The sequence below is a fragment of the Sinorhizobium sp. KGO-5 genome (genome assembly GCF_036245905.1).
Lineage (GTDB): Bacteria > Pseudomonadota > Alphaproteobacteria > Rhizobiales > Rhizobiaceae > Sinorhizobium > Sinorhizobium meliloti_A.
Genome location: NZ_BDIZ01000001.1, coordinates 800,101 through 822,824, shown reverse-complemented (window position 1 = coordinate 822,824; position 22,724 = coordinate 800,101). Strand labels below are relative to the sequence as shown.

Annotated in this window: 17 protein-coding genes; 1 reads left to right on the top strand and 16 read right to left on the bottom strand. The window is 64.6% G+C overall.

Annotated elements, in window-relative coordinates; translation table 11 throughout:
* From miaB to mutS, 11 genes are all read right to left on the bottom strand, one after another.
* Positions 1-1,419 carry a tRNA (N6-isopentenyl adenosine(37)-C2)-methylthiotransferase MiaB gene (gene miaB / locus BHD07_RS03895; RefSeq protein WP_018094010.1) on the bottom strand — a complete coding sequence of 473 codons (1,419 nt, stop codon included), beginning with the start codon at positions 1,417-1,419 and terminating at the stop codon, positions 1-3.
* A 113-nt stretch (positions 1,420-1,532) separates the two neighbouring features.
* Positions 1,533-2,399, bottom strand: a complete 867-nt coding sequence (locus BHD07_RS03890) for a lysophospholipid acyltransferase family protein (protein ID WP_338277788.1) — start codon at positions 2,397-2,399, stop codon at positions 1,533-1,535.
* Positions 2,400-2,619: 220 nt separating this feature from the next.
* Positions 2,620-3,123 (bottom strand): GNAT family N-acetyltransferase, encoded by a 504-nt coding sequence (locus BHD07_RS03885; protein WP_018094008.1) that lies wholly within the window; start codon positions 3,121-3,123, stop codon positions 2,620-2,622.
* A gap of 60 nt (positions 3,124-3,183) precedes the next feature.
* A complete protein-coding gene (gene tsaB, locus BHD07_RS03880; RefSeq protein ID WP_338277785.1) occupies positions 3,184-3,840 on the bottom strand; it encodes a tRNA (adenosine(37)-N6)-threonylcarbamoyltransferase complex dimerization subunit type 1 TsaB in 657 nt (218 codons plus the stop codon).
* A gap of 235 nt (positions 3,841-4,075) precedes the next feature.
* A complete protein-coding gene (locus tag BHD07_RS03875) occupies positions 4,076-4,642 on the bottom strand; it encodes a NifU family protein (RefSeq protein WP_100669759.1) in 567 nt (188 codons plus the stop codon).
* 156 nt (positions 4,643-4,798) lie between these two features.
* On the bottom strand, positions 4,799-5,290 hold the full coding sequence (locus tag BHD07_RS03870; protein ID WP_003527692.1) for a universal stress protein: 492 nt from the start codon (positions 5,288-5,290) through the stop codon (positions 4,799-4,801).
* Between the two features lie 52 nt (positions 5,291-5,342).
* Complete coding sequence (gene trpS, locus BHD07_RS03865) at positions 5,343-6,407, bottom strand: tryptophan--tRNA ligase (RefSeq protein WP_018094004.1); 1,065 nt, start codon at positions 6,405-6,407, stop codon at positions 5,343-5,345.
* A 91-nt stretch (positions 6,408-6,498) separates the two neighbouring features.
* A complete protein-coding gene (locus BHD07_RS03860; RefSeq protein WP_275596892.1) occupies positions 6,499-6,888 on the bottom strand; it encodes a VOC family protein in 390 nt (129 codons plus the stop codon).
* Complete coding sequence (gene murJ / locus BHD07_RS03855; RefSeq protein WP_338277777.1) at positions 6,885-8,492, bottom strand: murein biosynthesis integral membrane protein MurJ; 1,608 nt, start codon at positions 8,490-8,492, stop codon at positions 6,885-6,887. Before murJ ends, BHD07_RS03860 begins: the two co-directional genes overlap by 4 nt.
* The gene (locus BHD07_RS03850) at positions 8,489-11,338 is read right to left on the bottom strand and encodes a [protein-PII] uridylyltransferase (protein WP_338277775.1); all 2,850 of its coding nucleotides are present in this window, start codon (positions 11,336-11,338) and stop codon (positions 8,489-8,491) included. The genes murJ and BHD07_RS03850 overlap by 4 nt, the downstream gene beginning before the upstream one ends.
* A gap of 101 nt (positions 11,339-11,439) precedes the next feature.
* Positions 11,440-14,190, bottom strand: a complete 2,751-nt coding sequence (gene mutS, locus BHD07_RS03845) for a DNA mismatch repair protein MutS (RefSeq protein ID WP_338277773.1) — start codon at positions 14,188-14,190, stop codon at positions 11,440-11,442.
* A gap of 102 nt (positions 14,191-14,292) precedes the next feature.
* Here mutS and BHD07_RS03840 point away from each other — a divergent pair, with 102 nt between their 5' ends.
* A complete protein-coding gene (locus tag BHD07_RS03840; protein WP_100669765.1) occupies positions 14,293-16,578 on the top strand; it encodes an NADP-dependent malic enzyme in 2,286 nt (761 codons plus the stop codon).
* A gap of 278 nt (positions 16,579-16,856) precedes the next feature.
* On the opposite strand, the gene BHD07_RS03835 is transcribed toward BHD07_RS03840, so the two are convergent.
* The 5 genes from BHD07_RS03835 to BHD07_RS03815 form a co-directional block, all read right to left on the bottom strand.
* Positions 16,857-17,747 (bottom strand): GNAT family N-acetyltransferase, encoded by an 891-nt coding sequence (locus BHD07_RS03835; protein WP_338277771.1) that lies wholly within the window; start codon positions 17,745-17,747, stop codon positions 16,857-16,859.
* Positions 17,748-17,864: 117 nt separating this feature from the next.
* A complete protein-coding gene (locus tag BHD07_RS03830; protein WP_198516589.1) occupies positions 17,865-20,144 on the bottom strand; it encodes a PAS domain-containing hybrid sensor histidine kinase/response regulator in 2,280 nt (759 codons plus the stop codon).
* 47 nt (positions 20,145-20,191) lie between these two features.
* Entirely contained in the window at positions 20,192-20,692 is a 501-nt protein-coding gene (gene lspA / locus BHD07_RS03825; protein ID WP_100669767.1) for a signal peptidase II, read from the bottom strand.
* A complete protein-coding gene (locus tag BHD07_RS03820; RefSeq protein WP_100669768.1) occupies positions 20,689-21,549 on the bottom strand; it encodes a TrmH family RNA methyltransferase in 861 nt (286 codons plus the stop codon). Before BHD07_RS03820 ends, lspA begins: the two co-directional genes overlap by 4 nt.
* A complete protein-coding gene (locus BHD07_RS03815) occupies positions 21,546-22,721 on the bottom strand; it encodes a class I SAM-dependent rRNA methyltransferase (RefSeq protein WP_100669769.1) in 1,176 nt (391 codons plus the stop codon). Before BHD07_RS03815 ends, BHD07_RS03820 begins: the two co-directional genes overlap by 4 nt.
* Positions 22,722-22,724 lie beyond the last annotated feature (3 nt).

Here is a 22,724-nt window from a genome sequence, read left to right as displayed (position 1 = left end):
TCAGCTCCTCGCGTCCGATTCCCCGATCATCTCGGCAAACAGGCTGTTCGGCCCGGCCTTGGTGATTCGCACTCTGATAATGTCACCGATTTGCGATGCTTTTGCATCAACATTCACGGGCTGCAGCCACGGCGACCGGCCGACGAGCTGCCCCGGCATGCGGCCCGGCTTCTCCAGGAGCAGGTCGATCTCCCGACCCACACAGGCCTCGGCGAAACCGCGCTGCTGCTTTACGAGCAAAGCCTGCAATATTTCCAAACGCTTGGCCTTCACGTCCTCGGGAACCTGTTCCTTGAGCTCGGCGCCCGGCGTTCCGGGACGCGTCGAATACTTAAACGAGAAAGCCTGTGCATAGTTCACTTCCTCGACAAGCCGAAGGGTATCCTCGAAGTCCTGATCGGTCTCGCCGGGAAAGCCGACGATGAAATCGCCCGAAAGCGCCAGGTCGGGCTGCGCCGCACGAATGCGCTCGACGAGCGCCAGGTATTCGGCAGCCGTGTGGCGCCGGTTCATCGCCTTCAGGATACGGTCGGAGCCCGACTGGACCGGCAGGTGCAGATAGGGCATCAGCTTCGCCATCGACCGGTGCGCCTCTATGAGGCTGTCGTCCATGTCGCGCGGATGGCTGGTGGTATAGCGCAGGCGTGCAAGGCCGTCGATTTCGCCGAGGCGCCGCAAGAGGTCGCCAAGGCTCCATTCGCGCCCATGCGGACCCTCGCCGTGCCAGGCGTTGACATTCTGTCCGAGCAGGGTGATTTCGCGCACGCCGCCCTCGACGAGCTTCTCCGCCTCCGCCACGATCTGTGACACCGGGCGCGAGACTTCCGAGCCGCGCGTGTAGGGTACCACGCAGAAAGTGCAGAACTTGTCGCAGCCTTCCTGGACGGTCAGGAAAGCCGTGACGCCCCGCGCACGTGTCTTGGCCTTATCGGGCGCGGGCAGATGAACGAACTTGTCCTCGATGGCATAGTCCGTTTCCACGATACGCTGGCCGGCGCGAGCCCGCTTCAGCGCCTCGGGAAGGCGATGATAGGTCTGAGGGCCTATGACGAGATCGACCGCCGGGACGCGGCGGAGAATCTCGTCGCCCTCCGCCTGGGCCACGCAGCCGGCCACGCCGATCAGCATCTCGCGGCCCTCGCGCGCCTTTGCCTTCTTCAGTTCGCGCAGGCGACCGAGCTCGGAATAGACCTTCTCGGCAGCCTTTTCGCGGATATGACAGGTGTTGAGCAGCACGAAATCGGCGTCTTCCAGGACATCGGTCGCAACATAGCCGTCGCGCGAGAGCGCATCCGACATGCGGTCGGAGTCATAGACGTTCATCTGGCAGCCATAGGTCTTGACGAAGACCTTGCGCGCCGGAACGTTCAGGTCGCCCGCCTCGGGCGACGTCGACAGAAGAGCGGTTTCCTGGGTCATGCGGGTTCTTTAGTGCATAGCGCCCCAAAGTTGAAGCATTTTCGGGCCGGCACGGCGCGAGCCGCGACCGGCCACCCTTTCAGGGTGATCCCGGATTGAGGCATTTGAGAGTACTACCGCGACCTTCGCGCATCCGACGGGACGTCGGGCGCCGCAGAGAGCGCGGCCGGCTCGAGCTTCGCGGCGGATCGGGAACGCCCTCGCAGCCGATCCGACAGCATTTTGCGGATACGCTGCTCGATGAGGCGGCTCACTTCCTTGCGGTTCGCGTGCCGGTCATAATCCACCGCCTCGCCGAAATCGACATCGACCTCCAGGGCTCCCTCTCTGAGCACCCCGAGAAGGTGCGGCACCAGACCGATGTCGCCCGGCCATGCGGCGATCGGCCGATGATAGCGACCCATCGGCATGCCGTGGATGCCGGTGTAGGAAATCGCCAGCGGCTGGACATGAACCACGCCGGTCGGCGACTGCGGGACCGCCGAAGCGGCCGCGCCGAACAGCGAGGTCTTGATGTCGAGCAGCCGGTTGCCGTCGGAGGTCGTTCCTTCCGGGAAGAGCACGACGATTTCCCCATCGGCGAGCCGTCGCCCGATGTCATTGACCTGGTGCCCGGTGGTGCGCTTCTGCTCGCGCTCCACGAAAACCGATGCCTGAAGGCGGGCGAGAAGCCCGAATACCGGCCAGCTCTTGACGTCCGACTTGGCAACGAAAACGACGTCCGCCACCGAGGAAAGCACCAGGATATCCTTCCAGGAGACGTGATTGGCGCTGAGGAGCAAGGGACGCCGGCGGTCGAGCTCGCCATGGACGCGGACGCGCAGGCCGAGCAGCAGGCAGGCGACGCGATGCCAGTGACGCGGCAGCCGGCGCCGCGGTTTCAGATCGAGCCAGAGGCAAAGGATCTGGACCGGCATCAGCACCAGCGAGACCATGACGAGCAGCATGCCGCAAAGAGCGACCCGCACCCAATTGATCATCCGCAGGCACCTTCCAAACTGCGCTTCACCGTTTGCGTGAAATCATGAACGTGATCTGTTCCAATGGGCTGAGACGCGGGATACGGGCGAAAACCGCACACGCCTTCCTCATCTCGCTCCAGAGCATTTCCAGGAAAAGTGTGTACCGGTTTTCCGTCCGGAAGTGCGTTGGCCCAAAGGGTTAGAGCTTGTCAGTGTTTTCATGAAACAGCGAGATGCTCTAACGAAGATCAAGCCGCATGACAAGCGCCGCGCTGCGCTCGCCGGGCCGCGCCTGGTAATAGGCCTTCCGCTCCCCGACCTTGCGGAAGCCGAGCTTTCCGTAGAGACCGATCGCGGCCTGGTTCGTCTCGTCGACTTCCAGGAACAGTGCCTCTGCTCCCTTGACGGCGGCCTCCCGCATCGCCGCCTGCATGAGGCGCCAGCCGAGACCGGAGCGCGCGTAGCGGGGGTCGACCCCAATCGTCAGTATCTCGGCCTCGCCGGCGACCGCCCGCGACAGGACGAAGCCGCCGAAGGCCGGCCGGAACATGCCGTTGGCATTGGTCTGGCGCGCGACGAATCCGAACACTGTCTCCTGACTCAGGAGCCCATGGATTTCGCCGTCGCTCCAGGCGGCGGCAAAGCGCTGGCGATGCAGCGCGGCCGCGGCGCCGAGATCGGCCTCTTCAAGCGCAAAAATGTCGAATTCGGCGCGGCGGGTGAAATAGTCGGTAAGGCTCATCGGGGCGTTTCTTGGACGTTCTGGAGAGTATACGGGCGAATGGCGCTTGGCGTCTTCCGGTCAGGCACGGGTCACGGCGAATCCGGCCTGGGGCTTGGCGTCCGGTCCGCGCAGATAAAGCGGCTTAGGACGCGCAGAAGCCGGATCGGCCGCCGCGCCCAGCCGGGCGAGGGTCGCCATATCGATCTCGTCCGGCTTGCCGCCCGCCGCGCCGGTCACGGCAAGGGCACCGGAGCCGCAGACGATGCCGGCGAAATCGGAAAAGCGCCGGCGCGCTTCCTCGGCGGCCAGGATTTCCGCCTCCCCTTGCGGCCGTCCCGAAGCATCGAAGGCCTGGAGGTAAAGCTCGCCCCGTTTGGCGTCGAGGACGACGAGCACCGGCTGGCCGGCCTGTTTCAGCCGCGCGCTTTCGGCGACGACCTGAAGCGTCGTGACCCCGACTGCCGGCTTTCCGAGCGCCAGGGCAAGGCCGCGCGCAGCGGCAACGCCGACACGGATCCCGGTGAACGATCCTGGACCTATCGTCACTGCAATCCGATCGATCTCGCCGAGTTCCCGGCCCGAGACGCTCAAGGCCTCATCCACGAATTCCATGAGGCGCTCCGCATGGCCACGTCCGATTTCCGCGCCCGCGCATGCCAGAAGCTCTCCGGTGCCGCCGTCGCAGACGGCAGCGAAACAACCGGACCCGGATGTGTCAATGGCAAGAACTAGCATTTCAGCCGCGGTCTCCTCCCTCCGTCCTGCGATCGGTGCGGCTGCGAGGGTGCGCAACCGCAGTTACCGCATCTACAAGTCGCTGCGGCACGTCGGAATCACACCTGTGATTCTATCCCAAAAACCACACCGGCATAAGGAATATGGAAAACGATATAAGGAAAATGACACCGAACTGGAAGCGAAGGATGCGCGGGCCCGCCATGCAGGTTTCCGCGCCTCGACCCGCTTCGGATCAGACGGATTCGACCGCTTCGACTTCAGGAACGAAGTGGCGCAACAGGTTCTGCACGCCGTGCCTCAAGGTCGCGGTCGAAGAGGGGCAGCCGGCGCATGCGCCTTTCATGTTCAGGAACACCGTTCCGTCCTTGAAGCCGCGGAAGGTGATGTCGCCGCCGTCCTGGGCGACGGCGGGCCGAACCCGCGTCTCGAGCAGTTCCTTGATCGTGGCGACGATCGCCTCGTCGCCCTCGTCGAAGAACTCGTCCTCCTCATCCGTCTGCTCGGCACGGCCGGCGCCCGACATGATCGGCTGCCCCGACATGAAATGCTCCATGATCGAGCCGAGGATCGCGGGCTTCAGGTGCTGCCACTCCTGCGCTTCCTTGCTAACGGTTATGAAGTCATAGCCGAAATAGACGCCGGTGACGCCGGGGATCGAGAAGAGCCGAGCCGCAAGGGGCGATCCTGCAAGGGCCTCTTCTTCGCTCCGGAATTCGGCGGTGCCGTTCTCCATCACCACCTTGCCCGGCAGGAATTTCAAAGTGGCGGGATTCGGTGTGGCTTCGGTCTGGATGAACATGTCTCACTCCGTTCTGCCGGGAGCGCTCCTCGACCGGCTTTTTAGAATTGTTCCAAAATATAGGAGCCTCGGGTGGAGCCCGCAAGGCGTAATAGCGTGATTCAAAGCGCTACAGCGACCTTAGCTCATGTGATGGGACGCGCAGCGCTGTGGAGATCAGGTCAACGCGTCGATTTCCTCATCCGTCAGAAGGTCTGGAATGACCGTGACCGGAATCGGGAAGGCCGCGGCCTTCCCGGCAATGGACGAAACGAGCGGCCCCGGGCCTTCCTTCGCCGATCCGGCCGCCAGCACCAGGATCGCGATGTCACGGTCCTCTTCGATGGCGGCGTGAATCTGTTCCGTGGCGATGCCCTCGCGAATGACGATTTCCGGCTCGATGCCGATCCGTTCGCGCACCGTCTGCGCGATCTTGGCGAGCGTCGCCTCGGCCTCATCCCGCGCTTCGGCGCGCATGATCTCCTCGACGCCCAGCCATTGCTGGAAGTCGCCGTCGGCGATCACGTAGAGCAGCACGAGGCCGCCATTGGAGTTCTTCGCGCGCATACCGGCATAATGCACGGCGCGGCCGCATTCGGGCGTGTCGTCGATCACCGCCATGAACTTGCGGCGATGGCCTTCCATTCGTGAGAGTCGGGTTGAAACCATGCGGTGAACATTACAACGCCGCGCGGCGCCCGCAAGGTCTCATTTTCGTGAACTACTGCAAAAAGCCGATGATTTCGCGGACCTCGCGCATGGTCTTCTCGGCGCGTTCCCGGGCGCGCTCCCCGCCCTTGCGCAGAATAGCGTCGATATGCGCGGTATCGCCCATCAACCGGCGCATCTCGCCCGTGATCGGCGAAAGCACGCTGACGGCGAGGTCGGCCAGAGCCGGCTTGAAGGTCGAGAATTGCTGGCCGCCGAATTCGGCAAGCACCTCTTCTTTCGACCTGTCGGCGAGCGCGGCGTAAATCCCGACGAGATTTTCGGCCTCCGGTCGATCCTTAAGACCGTCCGCTTCGCTCGGAAGCGCGTCCGGATCGGTTTTGGCCTTGCGGATCTTCTTCAGGATCGTATCGGCATCGTCCATCAGATTGATGCGCGACAGGTCGGATGGATCCGATTTCGACATCTTCTTGGTGCCGTCGCGCAGCGACATGACGCGCGGTGCCGGGCCGCCGATCAGGGGTTCGACCGGGGGGAAATAGGCATGGATCGGCTCTTCTCCGACGACGATGTCGACGCCGTAGCCCCGCGTCCGGATATGCTCCATGAAGTCGATGTTGAACTTCTGGGCGATGTCGCGGGTGAGTTCCAGGTGCTGCTTCTGGTCGTCGCCGACGGGCACGTGGGTGGCGCGATAAACGAGGATGTCGGCCGCCATCAGGCTCGGATAGGCGAGCAGGCCGAGCGAAGCGTTTTCACGGTCCTTGCCGGCCTTGTCCTTGAACTGGGTCATCCGGTTCATCCAGCCGATCCGGGCGACGCAGTTGAAGATCCAGGCGAGCTCGGCGTGTTGCGGCACGGCGGACTGGTTGAAGACGATGTGCTTTTCGGGGTCGATGCCCGAGGCGATGAAAGCCGCCGCGATAGACCGGATCTGGCCCGGCAGGTCCTCATGCACGAGCTGCGCGGTGATCGAGTGCAGGTCGACGACGCAATAGATGCAATCGTTGTTTTCCTGAAGGGCGACGAATTTGCGGATCGCGCCGAGATAATTGCCGAGATGCAGGTTGCCGGTCGGCTGAACACCGGAAAATACGAGCGGCTTGAATTCGTTCATGTCGTCCCCAATCGGGCTTGTGGAGGGCCCGGCTCCAGTTGATATCCGCCGCGCTTATGCACGGCGGGCCGGGCGCAATCAAGAGGCATGGTCACGCGGGCTGAAGGAGATCCCACCTATTGCCGAAGGGATCGGCGAAGACGGCAACGGTTCCGTAGACCTCATGGCGGGGCGCCTCGAGGAACGTGACGCCTGCCGAAAGCATGGCGGCGTGATCGCGGCCGAAGTCGTCGGTAAAGAGAAAGAAGCCGACCCGCCCGCCGGTCTGATTGCCGATCGCGGCGCGCTGCCTTTCGCCCTCGGCCCTGGCGAGCAGGAGAGCGGTCTCCGCCGCACCTTTTGGCCGCACGACGACCCAGCGCTTGCCGCCGCCGAGGTCGCTGTCATCGAGGAGGTCGAAGCCGAGCTTGCCGCAGTAAAAGGCGATGCCCTCGTCGTAGTCGGGCACGACGATGGCGACGCGGGCAATCGACTGTCTCATTGCCGATCCGCCCCTTCGCTCGCCCGCTCGGCGGACGGGGCCGGTGCCCCCCGTTTGACGCTGCGGCGGATCATCGAGAGGCTTGCGCCGCCGGTCCCGAACGCGACCGCGAAATAGATCGCCATCGCGGCGGCGATCAGGCCGCATAGCGTAAGGGCGCGGGTCGCAAGCGGTGCGGCGGAAGAAAGGGGCAAGGCGAGCCAATCCACGGCAAAGTGCAACGCGGCCGCCATGGCGGCAGCGGCGATCACCAGCCGGGGAATCCTCGTCAGCAAGGGAATATCGCGCCCCCAGTGCCCACGCCAGACGAGCGTCGCGAAAAGAAGCAGGGCGTTCACCCAGCCGGCGACGATTTCGGCCGTCGCGATGCCGCTGGCGGCAAGCGACGGAAAGAGCGTCAGCGCCAGGGAGACGTTCACTGCCACGGAAATTCCGGCGAAGATCATCGGCGTGCGGGTATCCTCGCGGGCGAAGAAGCCGGGAATGAAGGCCTTGATCAGCACGAAGGCCGGCAGGCCGAGGCCGTAGATCGCCAGAATATGACCGACGACGACGGTGGATTCCGGCGAGAACTGGCCGCGCTCGAAGAGGAGCCGGACGATCGGCTCCGACATGACGAGCAGTGCCGCGGCGGCGGGAAGTGTCAGGAACAGCGTGAATTCGACGGAACGGTTCTGCAGGTTTGCCGCCTCGTTGAGATTGCCGCCGCGCAGAGCCCGCGCAAGCTCGGGCAGAAGCACGGTCGCAACGGCAATGCCGACGACGCCGAGCGGCAGCTGATAGATGCGGTCGGCATAGACGAGCGACGAGACGGCGCCTTCCTTTGCAGAAGCGATATTGGTGTTGATCAGGAGGTTGATCTGCGTGATGCCGCCGGTGATCGCCGCGGGAAGCGCCAGCACCAGCAGGCGTTTGACGTTCGCCGTCAGCCGGGGTCGGCGAAAGCCGATCCGGATTCCGGCATTGCGCACCGCGACCCAGACGATCGCCAGTTGCACGAGGCCCGCGGCCAGCACCCCCCAGGAGAGATCATAGCCGACCGCGACCGCATCCTGGCCGCTGTACCAGGCATAGGCCAGGACGCCGATCAGGATGAAGTTCAGGAAGACCGGCGCGATGGCTGCCGCGAAATAGCGGTGCAGCGAATTGAGCATGCCCGCCATCATTGCCGCCAGCGACATGCAGGCGAGATAGGGAAACATGATCGTCGCGAAGGTGACGGTGCTTGTGAATTTCGCGGGGTCGTCGGCAAATCCGGGAGCGATCAACTGCCCGACGATGAAAGGCATCGCCAGTTCCATGGCGATCGTCAGCAGAAGAAGAACGGTGAAGAGGACGCCGAAGACCTCCTCGGAAAAGCGCCGTGCGCCTTCCATGCCGTGCGCCTCGATCTCCCTGGCGAAGAGCGGCACGAAGGCCGAATTGAACGCCCCTTCGGCAAAAAGCCTGCGAAAGGTGTTCGGCAGCCGGAAGGCGGTGTTGAAGGCGTCGGCGACCGGGCCGGTGCCGAGCGCTGCCGCCATGAAGGTTTCCCGGATGAAGCCGAAGAGCCGGCTTCCGAGCGTTGCGCCGCCGACGGTAGCGAATTTCTTGACCAGACTCATGTTTCGGCTTTTGTCGTTTTGGAACCGTAGGGTACGCGGGACACAGGGGTCGGCGCAATGATGCCGGAGGGCATGCGCTCGCGCGCTTCGTCCACCTCGCCCGCCAGCACCGCCTTGAGGCGCGCCGCGATGTTCATCTGCCGGTTCTCGCTGGTGATCTTCGAGCCGACCAGGTCGGTGACGTAGAAGGTGTCGATCACCTTTTCGCCGAAGGTGGTGATATGGGCCGAGGCGATGTCGAGCGATAGGTCTGACAGCACCGCGGTCACTTCGGAAAGCAGACCGGTCCGGTCGAGGCCTTCGACCTCGATGACGGTGAACTTGTTCGACAGCGTATTGCTGATGGTCACCTCCGGCGTCACGGTGAAGGCCCTGCTGCGCTTCTTCACACGCGTCCGGCTGGCGATCACCTCCGGAAGCCGCTTGCGGCCGGAGAGCACGTCCTCGATCAGCTTGCCGATGCTCGCCGCCCGGCGCGTCTCGTCCTCGGCGACCGAGAACTCGCGGTTGACGAGAATGGTATCGAGCGCCCGGCCGTCCGATGTCGTGTGGATCTGCGCGCCGACGATGTTGGCGCCAGCCGCGGCGCAAGCGCCGGCGATGACGGTCAGCAGGCGCGGATGGTCCGGCGACAGCACCGTGATTTCGGTGATGGCGTGGAAGTCATGGGTCCGCACCATGGTCGCGAGCGTCCGGCCCGCATTGTCCGCCTCACGGATGAAGCCTGCATGACGCACCTGCTCCTCGAGCGCCACGGTCAGAAGATAGGGCTGGTAATGCAGCCGCACATAAGCTTGGCGCTCCTTCTTGGGCCAGTCGGCGAGCGCCTCCTCCAGCATATGGGCGGCGTGCTTCGCCCGCTCCTTGCGCGACAGTTCCGAAAAGCCGCCCGAGAGCAGAAGCTCGGTCTCGTAGTAGAGCGTGCGCAGGAGCTGGCCCTTCCAGCCGTTCCAGACGCCGGGCCCGACGGCGCGGATGTCGCAGACGGTGAGGATGAGCAGCATCTTCAGCCGTTCGAGGGATTGGACCCGTTCGGCGAAATCGACGATGGTCTTGCGGTCGTTAAGGTCGCGGGTCTGCGCGACCATCGACATGGTCAGATGTTCCTCGACCAGCCAGACCACCATTTCGGTCTGTTTCGGGGTCAGCCTGAAGCGCGGGCAAAGCTTTCGCGCGACCTTGGCGCCGGCCACCGAATGATCCTCCGGGCGCCCCTTGGCGATGTCGTGCAGCAGAACGGCGACGTAGAGCGCCTCGCGGTCCTCGATGCCAGGCATCAGCATCGCCGTCAGGGGATGCGCCTCCTCCTCCAGGCCCCGCTCGATGCGGGAGAGGACGTCGACCGAGCGCAGGAGATGCTCGTCCACCGTATAGTGGTGATACATGTTGAACTGCATCATCGAGACGATCTTGCCGAATTCGGGAATGAAACGGCCGAGCACCCCCGCTTCGTTCATCCGGCGAAGGATCAGTTCCGGATTGCGCCGCGAGGTGAGTATCGACAGGAAGAGCCGGTTGGCCTCTTCGTTTTCGCGCAAGTGGGGCGTGATCAGGCTCAAAGAACGGGTCACCTGCTTCAGCGCCGCCGGATGAAATTCGAGCCCGTTGATGTCGGCGATGTGGAACAGGCGCATGAGGTTTACCGGGTCGCGCTTGAACACGTCGGTGCTCGCAAGTGCGATGCGCCCGCCGTCATCGACGAAATCGAGCGTGCCCGCGATCTTGCGGACGCGATTGCGGAAGCGGCTTATGACGCCCGTTATCCCGGGCGTGTCCTTGGCCTGCTGGTCCTCCAGCGCCGAGCAGAAGATGCGGGTCAGGTCGCCGACGTCCTTGGCCACCAGGAAGTAGTGCTTCATGAAGCGTTCCACCGCCGAGAGCCCGGGGTGATCGTGATAGCCGAGCGCCTCGGCGATCTCGCGCTGGATGTCGAATGAGAGGCGCTCCTCCGCCTTGCCGGTCAGGAAATGCATGTGGCAGCGCACCGCCCAGAGAAAATCCTCGGCCTTCTGGAAGAGCTTGTACTCCTGCTTCGAAAGCACGCCGAGCTTGACGAGATCGGCGGAGTCCTTGACCCGGTAGAAATATTTCGAAATCCAGAAGAGCGTGTGCAGGTCGCGCAAGCCGCCCTTGCTTTCCTTGACATTCGGCTCGACGAGGTAGCGCGTGTCGCCCGCCTTGCGATGGCGCTCGTCCCGCTCGGCGAGCTTCGCCGCAATGAATTCCGGGCCGGTATTGCGGACGATCTCGTGGTCGAAGCGCGTTTCGAGTTCGTTCGCCAGGGCCGCGGACCCGCAGACATAGCGGCATTCGAGGATTGCCGTGCGGATGGTCATGTCTGCACGCGACAGGCGGATGCATTCCTCGATCGTTCGCGTTGCGTGGCCGACCTTGAAGCCGAGGTCCCACAGGATATAGAGCATGAATTCGATCGCCGGCTCCGCCCAGACCGCCTTCTTGGCGGGCAGGAGGAAGAGGAGGTCGATATCCGAGCCTGGCGCGAGCGTTCCGCGGCCGTAGCCGCCGACGGCGGTGACCGCGATGCGCGAAGCTTCGGGAGCCTTCGCGGCGTCGAAAATCTGGTTCAGCACGAAGTCGTGCAAGAGGGTGATCAGCTGGTCCTGAAGCCAGGAGATGCGCTCCGCGCATTTTATTCCTGCGCCGTCTGCGGCGAGCAGTTCGCGCGCTTTTGCGCGGCCCGCGACATTTGCCTCCTTGAAGGCCGCAAGCAAGGCCCGGCGCATCGGTTCGCGCTGTTCGGCATGAGCGGAGGCGATGAAGTCGCACTTCGCCCGAAGCGCCGACACGTCCAGGATTTCGGGAAAGGAAGTTTGGTGTCTGGCCATGAAGTGCCGAGGGGCGTCCTGTCCGACTTAGATCATTCGTTGCAAGCGCCGCTGTATAGCCCTTTTGCCGGCCGAATGACAGGGGAAATAGCCCGGCGAAATCAGCGGTTGGAAAGCTCCTTCTTGAGCGCGTAAAGCGCGTCGAGCGCCTCGCGCGGCGTCATGTCGTCCGGGTTGAGCGCCTTCAGGGACTCCTCGACCTTCGAAGGACCCGACGATGCCCTCGCCGCCTCCTCTCGCCGGACGGCGACCTGGAACAGCGGCAGGTCGTCGATCAGCTGGCTCGCCGGATTCTTGCGGTCGGCATCCTCGAGCTTGGCGAGCACATCCCTCGCGCGGGCGACGACCGACGGCGGCAAGCCTGCAAGGCGGGCGACCTGGATGCCGTAGGAGCGGTCGGCTGCGCCCGGGCCCACTTCGTGCAGGAATATGACGTCGCCGTCCCATTCCTTGACGCGCATGGTCGCGTTCGACAGCCGCACGAGCTTTTCGGAGAGTACGGTCAGCTCGTGGAAATGGGTCGCGAAGAGCCCGCGGCAGCGATTGACCTCATGCAGATGCTCGACCGCCGCCCAGGCGATCGACAGGCCGTCGAAGGTCGCGGTGCCGCGCCCGATCTCGTCGAGGATCACCAGCGAGCGGTCCGTCGCCTGGTTGAGGATCGCCGCCGTTTCGACCATCTCGACCATGAAGGTCGAGCGCCCGCGGGCGAGATCGTCCGAAGCGCCGACGCGCGAGAAGAGCCGGTCGACCACGCCGATATGCGCGGCGGCCGCGGGCACGAAGGATCCCGTCTGGGCCATGATCGCGATCAGCGCGTTCTGGCGCAGGAAAGTCGACTTGCCGCCCATATTGGGACCGGTGAGGAGCCAGATCGCGCCGCCCTGCTCGCCGTTCGGCGGAGAAAGATCGCAGCCGTTGGCGACGAAAGGATTGGCAGCCTGGCGCCGCAAGGCCTGCTCCACGACGGGGTGGCGTCCTCCCTCGATCGCGAACATTCGCGAGCGGTCGACCGTAGGGCGCGTATAATTCTGCTCCTCCGCAAGCACCGCGAGCCCGGCCGAGACGTCGATCGTCGCGAGCGCCAGCGCTGCCGCCTTGATCGCCTCGGCCTCGGCGACCACCTCGCGCGTCATGGCCTCGAAGGTCTCGACCTCGATCGCCAGCGCCCGGTCCGCGGCATTGGCGATCTTCGTTTCGAGCTCGGCAAGCTCGGTCGTTGTGAAGCGCATCGCATTCGCCATGGTCTGGCGATGAATGAAGCGGGCGCGGCCGGCATCGCTGTCGGTCATCGATCCGGCATTGCCGGCGGTCACCTCGATGAAGTACCCCAGCACGTTGTTGTGCTTGATCTTCAGCGACTTGATGCCGGTTTCTTCGCAATATTGCAGCTGCAGCCCTGCGACCACGCGGCGCGACTGATCGCGCAGCGCCCGCATCTCGTCGAGTTCGGCGCTCGCGCCCTCGCGGACGAAGCCGCCGTCGCGTTTCAGAAGCGGCAGTTCCTCGGCAAGGGTTGCGTCGAGGCGCGCGAGCAACTCCCCCGGCAAGGCCGCGATCGTGTTGCGCGCTTCGGTCAACTCCGCCGAGAGCTCGGCGCCCGTAAGGAGCGCCGATATCGCCGCCGCGGCCCGCATGCCCGCCTGGATGGCACCGAGATCGCGAGGGCCGCCGCGGCCGAGCGCGAGCCGCGACAGGGCCCGCGGCATGTCCGGCGCCCTGCGAAGAGCGTCGCGAACATCCGTCGTAAACCGCGGCTGATCGGCCAGCACCTCGATCGAATCCAGCCGCTGGTTGATTCGCTCCGGGTCGGTCAGCGGCGACATCAGCCTTTCGGCGAGCAGCCTGGCGCCTCCGCTCGTCATCGTACGGTCGAGCGACTTGAGCAGGCTGCCGTCCCGGGAGCCGGAAAGCGTCTTGGCGAGTTCCAGATTGGCGCGGGTCGCCGGATCGATGAAGAGTGTCGAGGCGGCGCTTTCCCTTTCCGGAATGCCGAGCGCCGGGCGCTCCTGGAGCTGGGTTTTCTCGACATAGGAGACCGCCGCCGAAGCGGCCGCGAGCTCGGCGCGCGAGAAGCTGCCGAAACCGTCGAGCGTCCCGACGCAGTAGTAGCGCGAAATGCGCCCCTCCGCCGTCGCGCTGTCGAAGAGGACGGCCGGCTGCGGCACCGCGACGCGCCCGAGCACGTCGAAGACGGCCCTGAGATCGGGATCGTGAAAGACGGTGTCGGGCACGATCAGCTCGCGCGGTTCGATGCGCAATATGTCGGCTAGCAGGCGGCTCTCCGCCGTCTCGGCGAGGCGGAAGATGCCCGTCGAAATGTCGATCCAGGCAAGGGCGTAGGCCGGCTCCGAGCCGCTCCGGATGCGCGCCAGCGCCATCAGATAGTTCGATTCCGAAGGCGAGAGCAGCTTCTCCTCGGTGATCGTTCCCGGCGTCACCAGGCGCACGACATCGCGGCGCACGACCGATTTGCTGCCGCGCTTCTTCGCTTCGGCCGGGTCCTCCACCTGTTCGCAGACGGCGACACGGTAGCCGGATGCGATCAGCTTCTGCAGGTAATCGTCGGCCGCATGCACCGGCACGCCGCACATCGGAATTTCCTGCCCCATGTGCTGGCCGCGTTTCGTCAGCGTGATACCGAGCGCGCGCGAGGCCTCGACCGCATCCTGGAAGAACAGCTCGTAGAAATCGCCCATGCGGTAGAACAGGAGCGAATCCGGATTGTTCGCCTTGATCTCGATGAACTGCTCCATCATCGGCGTGGCAGTGGAGCGGCTCTCCTCGCTTGCGAGATCGGACACGGAAAGGACGTCGCCCGAACGGTTCGATGCATCCATCAGGAAATTCATGATTGTTCCAAAAAAAGAGATGTCACACTATCCGCAAGCATTTATAGACGACAACAACAAAGAGGCTGACCAGGAGGGTCGCCCACAGGAGGTTGAGGAAACATGCCGGGTATCGACAAGACCGACCGCGCAATGACCAGCGTCACGGCGCAGGAAGCGCTCGATTTTCACTCTCAAGGTCGCCCCGGAAAACTGGAAATCTCGCCGACCAAGCCGATGGCGACGCAGCGCGACCTTTCGCTTGCCTATTCGCCCGGGGTCGCCGTTCCAGTCAAGGCGATCGCCGACGATCCGGCGACGGCATACGACTACACGGCTCGCGGCAACATGGTTGCGGTGATTTCCAACGGCACGGCGATCCTCGGCCTCGGCAATCTCGGCGCACTCGCCTCGAAGCCCGTCATGGAGGGCAAGTCCGTCCTCTTCAAGCGCTTCGCCGACGTCGATTCGATCGACCTCGAGGTGGATACCGAAAACGTCGACGAATTCATCAACTGCGTCCGCTTTCTCGGCCCCTCCTTCGGCGGAATCAATCTCGAGGACATCAGGGCGCCGGACTGTTTCATCATCGAGCAGCGGCTGCGCGAAGTCATGGACATTCCCGTCTTCCATGACGACCAGCACGGCACCGCGATCATCGCCGCGGCAGGCCTCGTCAACGCGCTGACCCTGACCGGCCGCGACTTCAAGACGGCCAAGCTCGTCTGCAACGGCGCGGGCGCGGCGGCGATCGCCTGCATCGAGCTCATCAAGGCGATGGGCTTCAACCCGGCGAACATTATCCTCTGCGATACCAAGGGAGTCATCTACAAGGGCCGTACCGACGGCATGAACCAGTGGAAGTCCGCCCATGCGGTCGAGACCGACCGCAGGACGCTCGCCGAGGCACTTGACGGCGCCGACGTATTCTTCGGCCTTTCGGCCAAGGGCGCGCTTTCCGCCGACATGGTCCGCTCCATGGGCGCACGGCCGATCATCTTCGCCATGGCCAATCCCGATCCGGAAATCACGCCCGAAGAAGTGGCCCTGATCCGCGACGACGCGATCGTCGCGACCGGCCGCTCGGACTATCCGAACCAGGTCAACAACGTTCTCGGCTTCCCCTATATCTTCCGCGGCGCGCTCGACGTGCGCGCCTCGACGATCAACGATGCGATGAAAATCGCCGCGGCGGAAGCGCTCGCCAATCTCGCCAAGGAAGACGTTCCGGACGACGTCGCCGCTGCCTATCAGGGCAACCGCCCGCGCTTCGGGCCGCAGTATATCATTCCCGTGCCCTTCGATCCGCGCCTCATTTCGGCGATCCCGATGGCTGTTGCAAAGGCGGCCATGGAGACGGGCGTCGCCCGCAAGCCGATCGAGGACCTCAAGGCCTATGGACAGCAGCTTTCGGCGCGGCGCGACCCGATCGCCTCGACGCTGCAGCGCATCGTCGAGCGCGTTCGCCGCCAGCCGAAGCGGATCGTCTTTGCCGAAGGCGAGGAAGTGCAGATGATGCGCTCGGCGATCGCCTATGCCAACCAGCAGCTCGGCACGGCGCTCCTGCTCGGGCGCGAGGAAGTGATGCGCGAAACCGCCGAGCGCGAAGGCATCGACCTCGACCGCGCCGGCATTCAAATCGTCAATGCGCGCCTGTCGAAGCGCGTCGGCGCCTATACCGATTTCCTCTATTCGCGCCTGCAGCGGAAGGGCTATCTCTTCCGCGACGTGCAGCGTCTGATCAATACCGACCGCAACCATTTCGCCGCCTCGATGGTGGCGCTCGGCGATGCGGACGGCATGGTGACGGGCCTTACGCGCAACTATTCGACCGCGCTCGAAGACGTGCGCCGCTGCATCGACCCAAAGCCCGGCCACCGGGTGATCGGCGTGTCCATTGCGCTCTGCCGCGGCCGTACGGTGCTCGTCGCCGATACCGCGGTGCACGACATGCCGACGTCCGAGGAGCTGGCGGATATTGCCGAGGAAGCGGCCGGCCTCGCCAAGCGGCTGGGCTATGTCCCGCGGGTGGCGATGCTCGCCTATTCGACCTTCGGCCACCCTTCCGGCGAACGCTCGGAGCGGGTACGCGAGGCGGTAAAAATCCTCGACCGGCGCCGTGTGGATTTCGAATATGACGGCGAAATGGCCGCCGACGTGGCACTCAATGCGCGGGTGATGGAGCAATATCCGTTCTGCAGGCTTTCCGGCACCGCGAACGTGCTCGTCATGCCGGCTTTCCACTCGGCCTCGATCTCGACGAAGATGCTCCAGGAGCTGGGCGGCTCCACCGTGATCGGCCCGCTGCTGGTCGGCCTCGACAAGTCGGTCCAGATCGCCTCCATGTCGGCAAAGGACTCCGACCTCGTCAACCTGGCCGCGATCGCTGCCTATAACGCCGGGACGTGACGCGGGTCGGCGGAGAGTCGGAAAGCTGCTGACACTTCGACTTTTGCCACGTCGACAGGCGATGGTTGGAGCAAGCCTCAAGATCGCGCGAGCGCTCAAACAAGAGCCCGCTTCCCGGGAACGGAGGCGGGCTCAATGCATCATTGCTGACCAATTTCGTTCGTGATGAAAAGTCGAGATTTGCTCGCGGAGCTACCCTCGCAGGCAGAGCGGCGAATGTTCTCCTTTATGGTTCAATATGCTTCCGTCATGAAAATTCGAGGTGCGGCGGTAGACGATCAGGACACCGACGAGGAGAAACGCCCCGCATCGGCGCCGTAATAGTTCAGATAACGGCCGGAAATATTGCTGATCGGCAGGACGATCAGAACGTCGGTAGTGCGGAACGCTTGATCGACCACCGCCCCCTCGCCGACCATTGCTCCGAGCCGCATATAGCCCTTGATCAGCGGCGGTAGCGCGGCGAGCGCTTTCTTCGGGTTGATCGCCTCCGCAGGCATCAGGTCCATCGTCCGGTAAAGCTCCCGCCGGGCGGAAACCGCCCACTCGTCCCGGACCCGGACGTTATGATGCAGGAAGGAGAGCGCGAGCGCGTGCTCTTCGGGAACCACGCCCGGAAACGAACCGCAGCCGAACATGGCATCGATCCCGTGCTTCAGCGCATAGGCCCAATTGCCCTGCCACAGCAGTTCGACCGTGCGCCTGGTGCGATATTCCGGCAGCACGCAGGAACGTCCGAGTTCCATGAAGCGCTTGTCGGGATGACGCGAAAGAAGTTCGCCTATCGCAAACTCCGAAGCCGAGTAGAAGCGGCCGGTCCGCTCGGCAACGTCCTGGCGCAGCAGGCGGTAGGTTCCGACGATCTGCTCCTCCGCATCGCCCTCGATGGATGTATCGAGGACCAGCAGGTGGTCGCAGATCGCATCCCAGCTGTCGATGTCGCGCTTGCGTCGGCCGGCCTCGGGCGCCACCTGCGCCTTCATCTCCTCGACGAACACCCTGTAGCGTACTGCCTGCGCCGCATCGACCTCGGCTGCCGAACGGGCAAGGCGGGTCTCGAGATTGGCGATCCGTCCGAGAACATCGCCAGCCGGAGCCGCAACTGCCTTGCGGATGTAAGCATTGGAGGTGTCAACCACGCCCATCGAATCCAGAAGTTCGATCGTCATATCGTGTCATCCCGAACCGTCATTGCTGCCGGGCTTAGACCACGTTTCTGCAACAACATAGTGACACCGGGGCCGTATACAACCCCGAGCCGGCCCGGTGCCCCGAAGCGAGGGATTCTAATTCGTAACGGGATCCATGAGGCGGGTGACTTCGGCAAGGAGCCGCTGCGGGTCGGCGGGTTTCGCCAGCACGGCGTCCGCTCCCGCGGCTCGAAGGCGCTCGTCGAGATCGCCGCGCGCGTCCGCGGTCAGGACGAGGACCGGCACCCGCCGCCTGCCTCCCGCGGCCTCCGCTTCACGAAGACGCCGGAGCACGTCGAGACCATCTCCGCCCGGCATGTTGAGGTCGGTGACGATCAGCGGCGGGGCGGAACCGGCCGAGCGGAGTGCGGCTTCGAGCGTCTTGAAGTCGCCGACGTGATCGACGGCACGCCCTGTACGGCTGAGAACCGACCGCAGGACGAGTGCATTCACAGGGTCGTCCTCGGCAAGCAGGATGGCGCGAATGTCCGCCGTCGCAACCGCCGACGCCGGCTCCTCCCGCAACACCGGTCTGTTGTCGTTGATCGCGTCGCGTTTTTCCATTCCTCTGAGCCGCCCGAGCAGCACCTCGACCAGCGATCTCTCTCGAAGCGGGCGGATCAGCCAGGCCTCATAGCCGCCGAGCCGGCTCACCGGATGGCTTGCGCGCTCCTCGGGGCTGATGAGATAGGTTCTGCGCAAACGCAGGCCGGCGATCGCCGGCTCGCGAGCAAGAAGCTCGCGAAACTGCGCCGCATGACGGTGATCGACGATGACATCCGTCAGCGGCAGCCGATTGCCGAGCGCGCCGGCGGCGACCCGTTCTGCGATTGCCAGTGTCGAAGCCTGATGGCACGTACCGCCCAGCGTCTGGATCGTGGCGGCAAGCGCGGCCGAGGAGGGCCCCTCGGGTGCCATGACGAGCACCTGTGCACCCGCCAGAATGCCGCGCCGAACGGGAACGGTCGAGAGACCGGCGCCAGCCAACGGGAAGCGGATCTCGAACCGGCTTCCCTCGCCGGACATGCTCGTGGCGGTCAGGCTGCCGCCGAAGGCCTCCATGATCCGCCGGGATATCGCGAGGCCGAGCCCGGTGCCTTTGGCACGCTGGGCGTCATCGCCTGCCTGCTCGAACTCTTCGAAAACGCGCGCGAGCTCGTCGGCGGACATGCCGGGGCCGCTATCGTCGATCCGGATGCGCACGGAGCCGTTCTCGATATCGACGGAGACGAAGACGCCGCCCTTCTCGGTGAATTTCACCGCGTTGCCGACCACGTTGAACAGCACCTGGCGCAGGCGCGCCGCATCGAAGAGCATCCGCTCGGGTACCTCGATGGCGACCGTTGCGCCGATCTCGATGTTCTTCTCGTGCGCGCGGGGCGAAAGCATCTCGACCACGTTCTCGACTGTCTGGCGCAGATCCTCATGCGACGGGCGCAGCTGGAACCGTCCGGCGGCAAGCGACGAAAAATCGATCAGGTCCTCGACCAGTTGAACCAGGGTGTGGCCGGACTGCTGCATGCCGGCGAGATAGTTCTTCTGCTCTTCCGACAATCGCGTCTCGGCAAGGAGCCGGCTCATGCCGAGGATGCCGGAAAGCGGGGTACGGATTTCGTGACTGACGGTGGCAAGCAGACGGGACTTCGCCCGGCTCGCCTCCTCGGCGCGCCGCCGCGCCTCCTCCCTCCGGCTTGCCGCCAGCATTTCCTCGGTGACATCGCGAGCGATGCTGTGGCGCATCAACCGGCCGCGCGCCGGGTCGCGGACATGCACGTCGTGCCAGTCGTAGAGCCGCGTGCCCGCGGGCGTATAGATATGCACAAAGTAGCGGCCTGGGCCCGGCTTCGGCTCAAAGCGCAATCCCAGCTCCGCGCAGGTCAGCCCTCGCGCGTCCGCGCATCCGCAAAGCTCATGGAAGGCGCCATTGGCCTGCACGATCCTGCCATCAGGGTCGCGGACGATGGCGAGATCGCCCATGGCGTCATGGATCGTTGCAAGCGCCGCGGGTTCAATGCCATGCCGTGCGGGGTCCTGCGCAGTCTCGCCGGCACCGACGACCCACTTCCCGGACGCCTCGTCGCGGCCGGACAAGAGCAGGAAGGCGCCGGCCATGCCGCCAGCCGCGATGATCGCCGGCAGCAGGTGCAGACCCGCGCTCGCACCGACGGCGAGGAGCAGCATTGCCGCAACGATGCCGGCGAGAGCATAAGCGATGCGCGCGCCCGGCGGCCCTGCGGAAGGGTAGCCCAACGACCGGCGCTGCCAGATGACGGCGGCGCCGAGCTTCACCGCGGGTGCCGCTGATGCCGTCCTGCCGGCTCCCGACCCCGTGTCCGCGCCAGCCCTCATCCGCTCTCGAAACATCCGCTCGCTCATGCCCGCGGACTAGCACGGCAAGCCTTCCGAATGCCTTCAGCCGACGCCTAAAGTTTTAGGGAACGCTCCTTTTTCGCCTGCAGCAGTTCATCGAGAATGATCGCGCCGGCGCCGACGGTGATGAAACTGTCCGCAAGGTTGAAGACGGCAAAGGACCAGGTGGCCGTGTAGAACAGGATATAGTCGATGACATAGCCGAAGAGCAGCCGGTCGACGAGATTGCCGAGCGCCCCGGCAATGATCATCGCGTAGCCCAGATGGGCAAAGAACCGGTCCTTCGGCGTGCGGCGCCACAGCCAGAGCACGAAGGTGACGACCGCCAGCCGGATGCCGACGATGAACCACCCCTCCATGCCGGAGAGCATCGAGAAGGCGACGCCGTAATTGTAGGTTCGGTAGAGGGCGAGCATCGGCACGACCGGCACGCCCTGTTGGAACGGCAGATACGCCTCCACCAGATATTTGACGAACTGGTCGGCGGCGAGCGCGACCAGAATGAAGAGCGCGATCGGGAGCGGCCGCGAGAAAAGTGTCTGCTCCTCCTTCATCGGCCGCCATCCAGAGACAGGAGGTGGCGCCGAGCCTCGAACAGCATGATGCCGGTCGCGATGGCGAGATTGAGCGAATCGGCACGCCCCGCCTGCGGAATGCGGGCGAGTGCGCCAGCCTCGCGCGCGAGTTCCACAGGCAGGCCCGCCTGTTCATTGCCCATCAGAAGCACGACCGGCTTCGATTTGTAGTCGATCGTGCGATAGTCGACGGAACCCGCCAGATGGGTCGCGACCACCTGAACGCCGGCCGCTCTCTGCCAGCGTATGAAATCATCCGTATTCGCCCGCGCGATCGGCATGGCGAAAACCGAACCCATGGTTGCCCGCACGGTCTCGAGCGAAAAGGGATCCGTGGTTTCGCCGACCAGGATTATCCCGGAAGCCCCGGCCGCATCGGCGGTGCGGATGATGGTGCCGAGATTGCCCGGGTCGCGCACGCGGTCGAGCGCCACATAGGTCTCCCCCTGCTGCGGATGAATATCCTTGAGCGGAGAGTAGCGCTGCTCGAAGATGCCGACGACCATCTGCGGATTGTCGCGTCGTGTGATGGTGGAGATCACCTTCTCGTTGACTTCGAGGACGAGCCCGCCTCTGGCGACCGTTTTCGCGGCCACCTGCTCGACCTGAGGCTTGCCCTTCGCCGCCTTGGCATAGACGAGCGTCTTGATCTTCCAGCCGAGATCGAGCGCGTCGATGACGAGCTTCAGCCCCTCGGCCATGAAGGAGCGCGTCTCGTCGCGATGCTTCTTCTGCGTCAGGGCCCGGATATCCTTGACGATCGGATTGGTGAGGCTGGTGACCTCCTTCACCTGCCCGACGCGTGCCGTGCCGTGGTCGCTTCTGTCGTTGATCATTTCGGCACCCAGCGGCTGAAGAGAGAGGTGGAGAGTGCGCGGCCCGGTGCAGTGCCGTCGAGGCCGCCCTCGCGGATGATGAGTTCGCCCGATTCCACCCGACCGCCACGCCCGCGCATGGTCTCGCGCATGAGCTCGTGGATCGAATAGAAGCTCGCCCGGATCGAATAGGCGGTGAGCACGAGGCCCCGGGCGTCCGGCGACAGGATCTCGCGGCAGATGTGCAGCATCGCGGCCAGGTGATCGAACAATTGCCATACTTCGCCGTTCGGACCGCGGCCGAACTTCGGCGGGTCGGTGAGGATAATGTCGTAACGGCTGCCGCGCCGCTCCTCGCGTTGGATGAACTTCATGGCGTCGTCGCAGATCCAGCGGATCGGCAACGTCTCGGCGCGCGCCAGGACCTGGTTCTCGCGCGCCCAGCCGATCGCCTTTTTGGAGGCATCGACATGCGTGACCTCCGCGCCCGCCTTGGCGGCGATCAGCGAGGCGACGCCGGTATAGCCGAAAAGATTGAGAACCTTCAGAGGCCGGCCGGCTGCGGCTACCTGGTCGCGCATCCACGACCAGTGGGCGAGCTGTTCCGGAAAGACGCCGACATGGCGGAAGGAGGTGAACCGGCCGAGGAAATCCGTATCGAGGAGCTGCATCGGCCAGGTCTCGCCGAGCACCTCGCCCGGAAAACGCCAACGCCCCATGCCGTCCTCTTCGGTATCGCCGGTGAAGACGGCATCGGCCCGCTCCCATATCGATGCCGGCAGGGCCTTCGGCCAAAGCGCCTGTGCCTCGGGGCGGACGATACGATAGGGGCCGTATTGTTCGAGCTTCTCCCCATCACCGCTGTCGACCAGATGATAGCCCGCAGCAGCGGCGGTCTCGAGGATAAGCGGCACCCTCTCGGCCGGCTTCTCGCCGCTTCTCGGCTCGATGCGCCGCGTCGGAGCACTCTCCTGGACGGACGGCCGCTCGCGCTTGCGCGGCGCCGTTTCCGGCGGCGGCCCTCCTGCCGCTGTCTTGGGCCCGGTCTTCGCCCTGGACCCGCCCTTCGTCCTGGGCCCGGCGCCTTTTGCGGGCGGCAGCCTTTGCTCGTGGCGGCCGCCGCGCGCCTCGGCGCCCCGGCTTTTTGCCGCCGTCACCGATGCGTTCTTCGATCGCCGGTCTTTTTCCTTCACGCG

Excerpts from the sequence above, each read along its gene's own strand:
- miaB (WP_018094010.1), bottom strand. The coding sequence starts at position 1,419 with ATGACCCAGGAAACCGCTCTTCTGTCGACGTCGCCCGAGGCGGGCGAC.
- BHD07_RS03890 (WP_338277788.1), bottom strand. The coding sequence starts at position 2,399 with ATGATCAATTGGGTGCGGGTCGCTCTTTGCGGCATGCTGCTCGTCATG.
- BHD07_RS03885 (WP_018094008.1), bottom strand. The coding sequence starts at position 3,123 with ATGAGCCTTACCGACTATTTCACCCGCCGCGCCGAATTCGACATTTTT.
- tsaB (WP_338277785.1), bottom strand. The coding sequence starts at position 3,840 with ATGCTAGTTCTTGCCATTGACACATCCGGGTCCGGTTGTTTCGCTGCC.
- BHD07_RS03875 (WP_100669759.1), bottom strand. The coding sequence starts at position 4,642 with ATGTTCATCCAGACCGAAGCCACACCGAATCCCGCCACTTTGAAATTC.
- BHD07_RS03870 (WP_003527692.1), bottom strand. The coding sequence starts at position 5,290 with ATGGTTTCAACCCGACTCTCACGAATGGAAGGCCATCGCCGCAAGTTC.
- trpS (WP_018094004.1), bottom strand. The coding sequence starts at position 6,407 with ATGAACGAATTCAAGCCGCTCGTATTTTCCGGTGTTCAGCCGACCGGC.
- BHD07_RS03860 (WP_275596892.1), bottom strand. The coding sequence starts at position 6,888 with ATGAGACAGTCGATTGCCCGCGTCGCCATCGTCGTGCCCGACTACGAC.
- murJ (WP_338277777.1), bottom strand. The coding sequence starts at position 8,492 with ATGAGTCTGGTCAAGAAATTCGCTACCGTCGGCGGCGCAACGCTCGGA.
- BHD07_RS03850 (WP_338277775.1), bottom strand. The coding sequence starts at position 11,338 with ATGGCCAGACACCAAACTTCCTTTCCCGAAATCCTGGACGTGTCGGCG.
- mutS (WP_338277773.1), bottom strand. The coding sequence starts at position 14,190 with ATGAATTTCCTGATGGATGCATCGAACCGTTCGGGCGACGTCCTTTCC.
- BHD07_RS03840 (WP_100669765.1), top strand. The coding sequence starts at position 14,293 with ATGCCGGGTATCGACAAGACCGACCGCGCAATGACCAGCGTCACGGCG.
- BHD07_RS03835 (WP_338277771.1), bottom strand. The coding sequence starts at position 17,747 with ATGACGATCGAACTTCTGGATTCGATGGGCGTGGTTGACACCTCCAAT.
- BHD07_RS03830 (WP_198516589.1), bottom strand. The coding sequence starts at position 20,144 with ATGAGCGAGCGGATGTTTCGAGAGCGGATGAGGGCTGGCGCGGACACG.
- lspA (WP_100669767.1), bottom strand. The coding sequence starts at position 20,692 with ATGAAGGAGGAGCAGACACTTTTCTCGCGGCCGCTCCCGATCGCGCTC.
- BHD07_RS03820 (WP_100669768.1), bottom strand. The coding sequence starts at position 21,549 with ATGATCAACGACAGAAGCGACCACGGCACGGCACGCGTCGGGCAGGTG.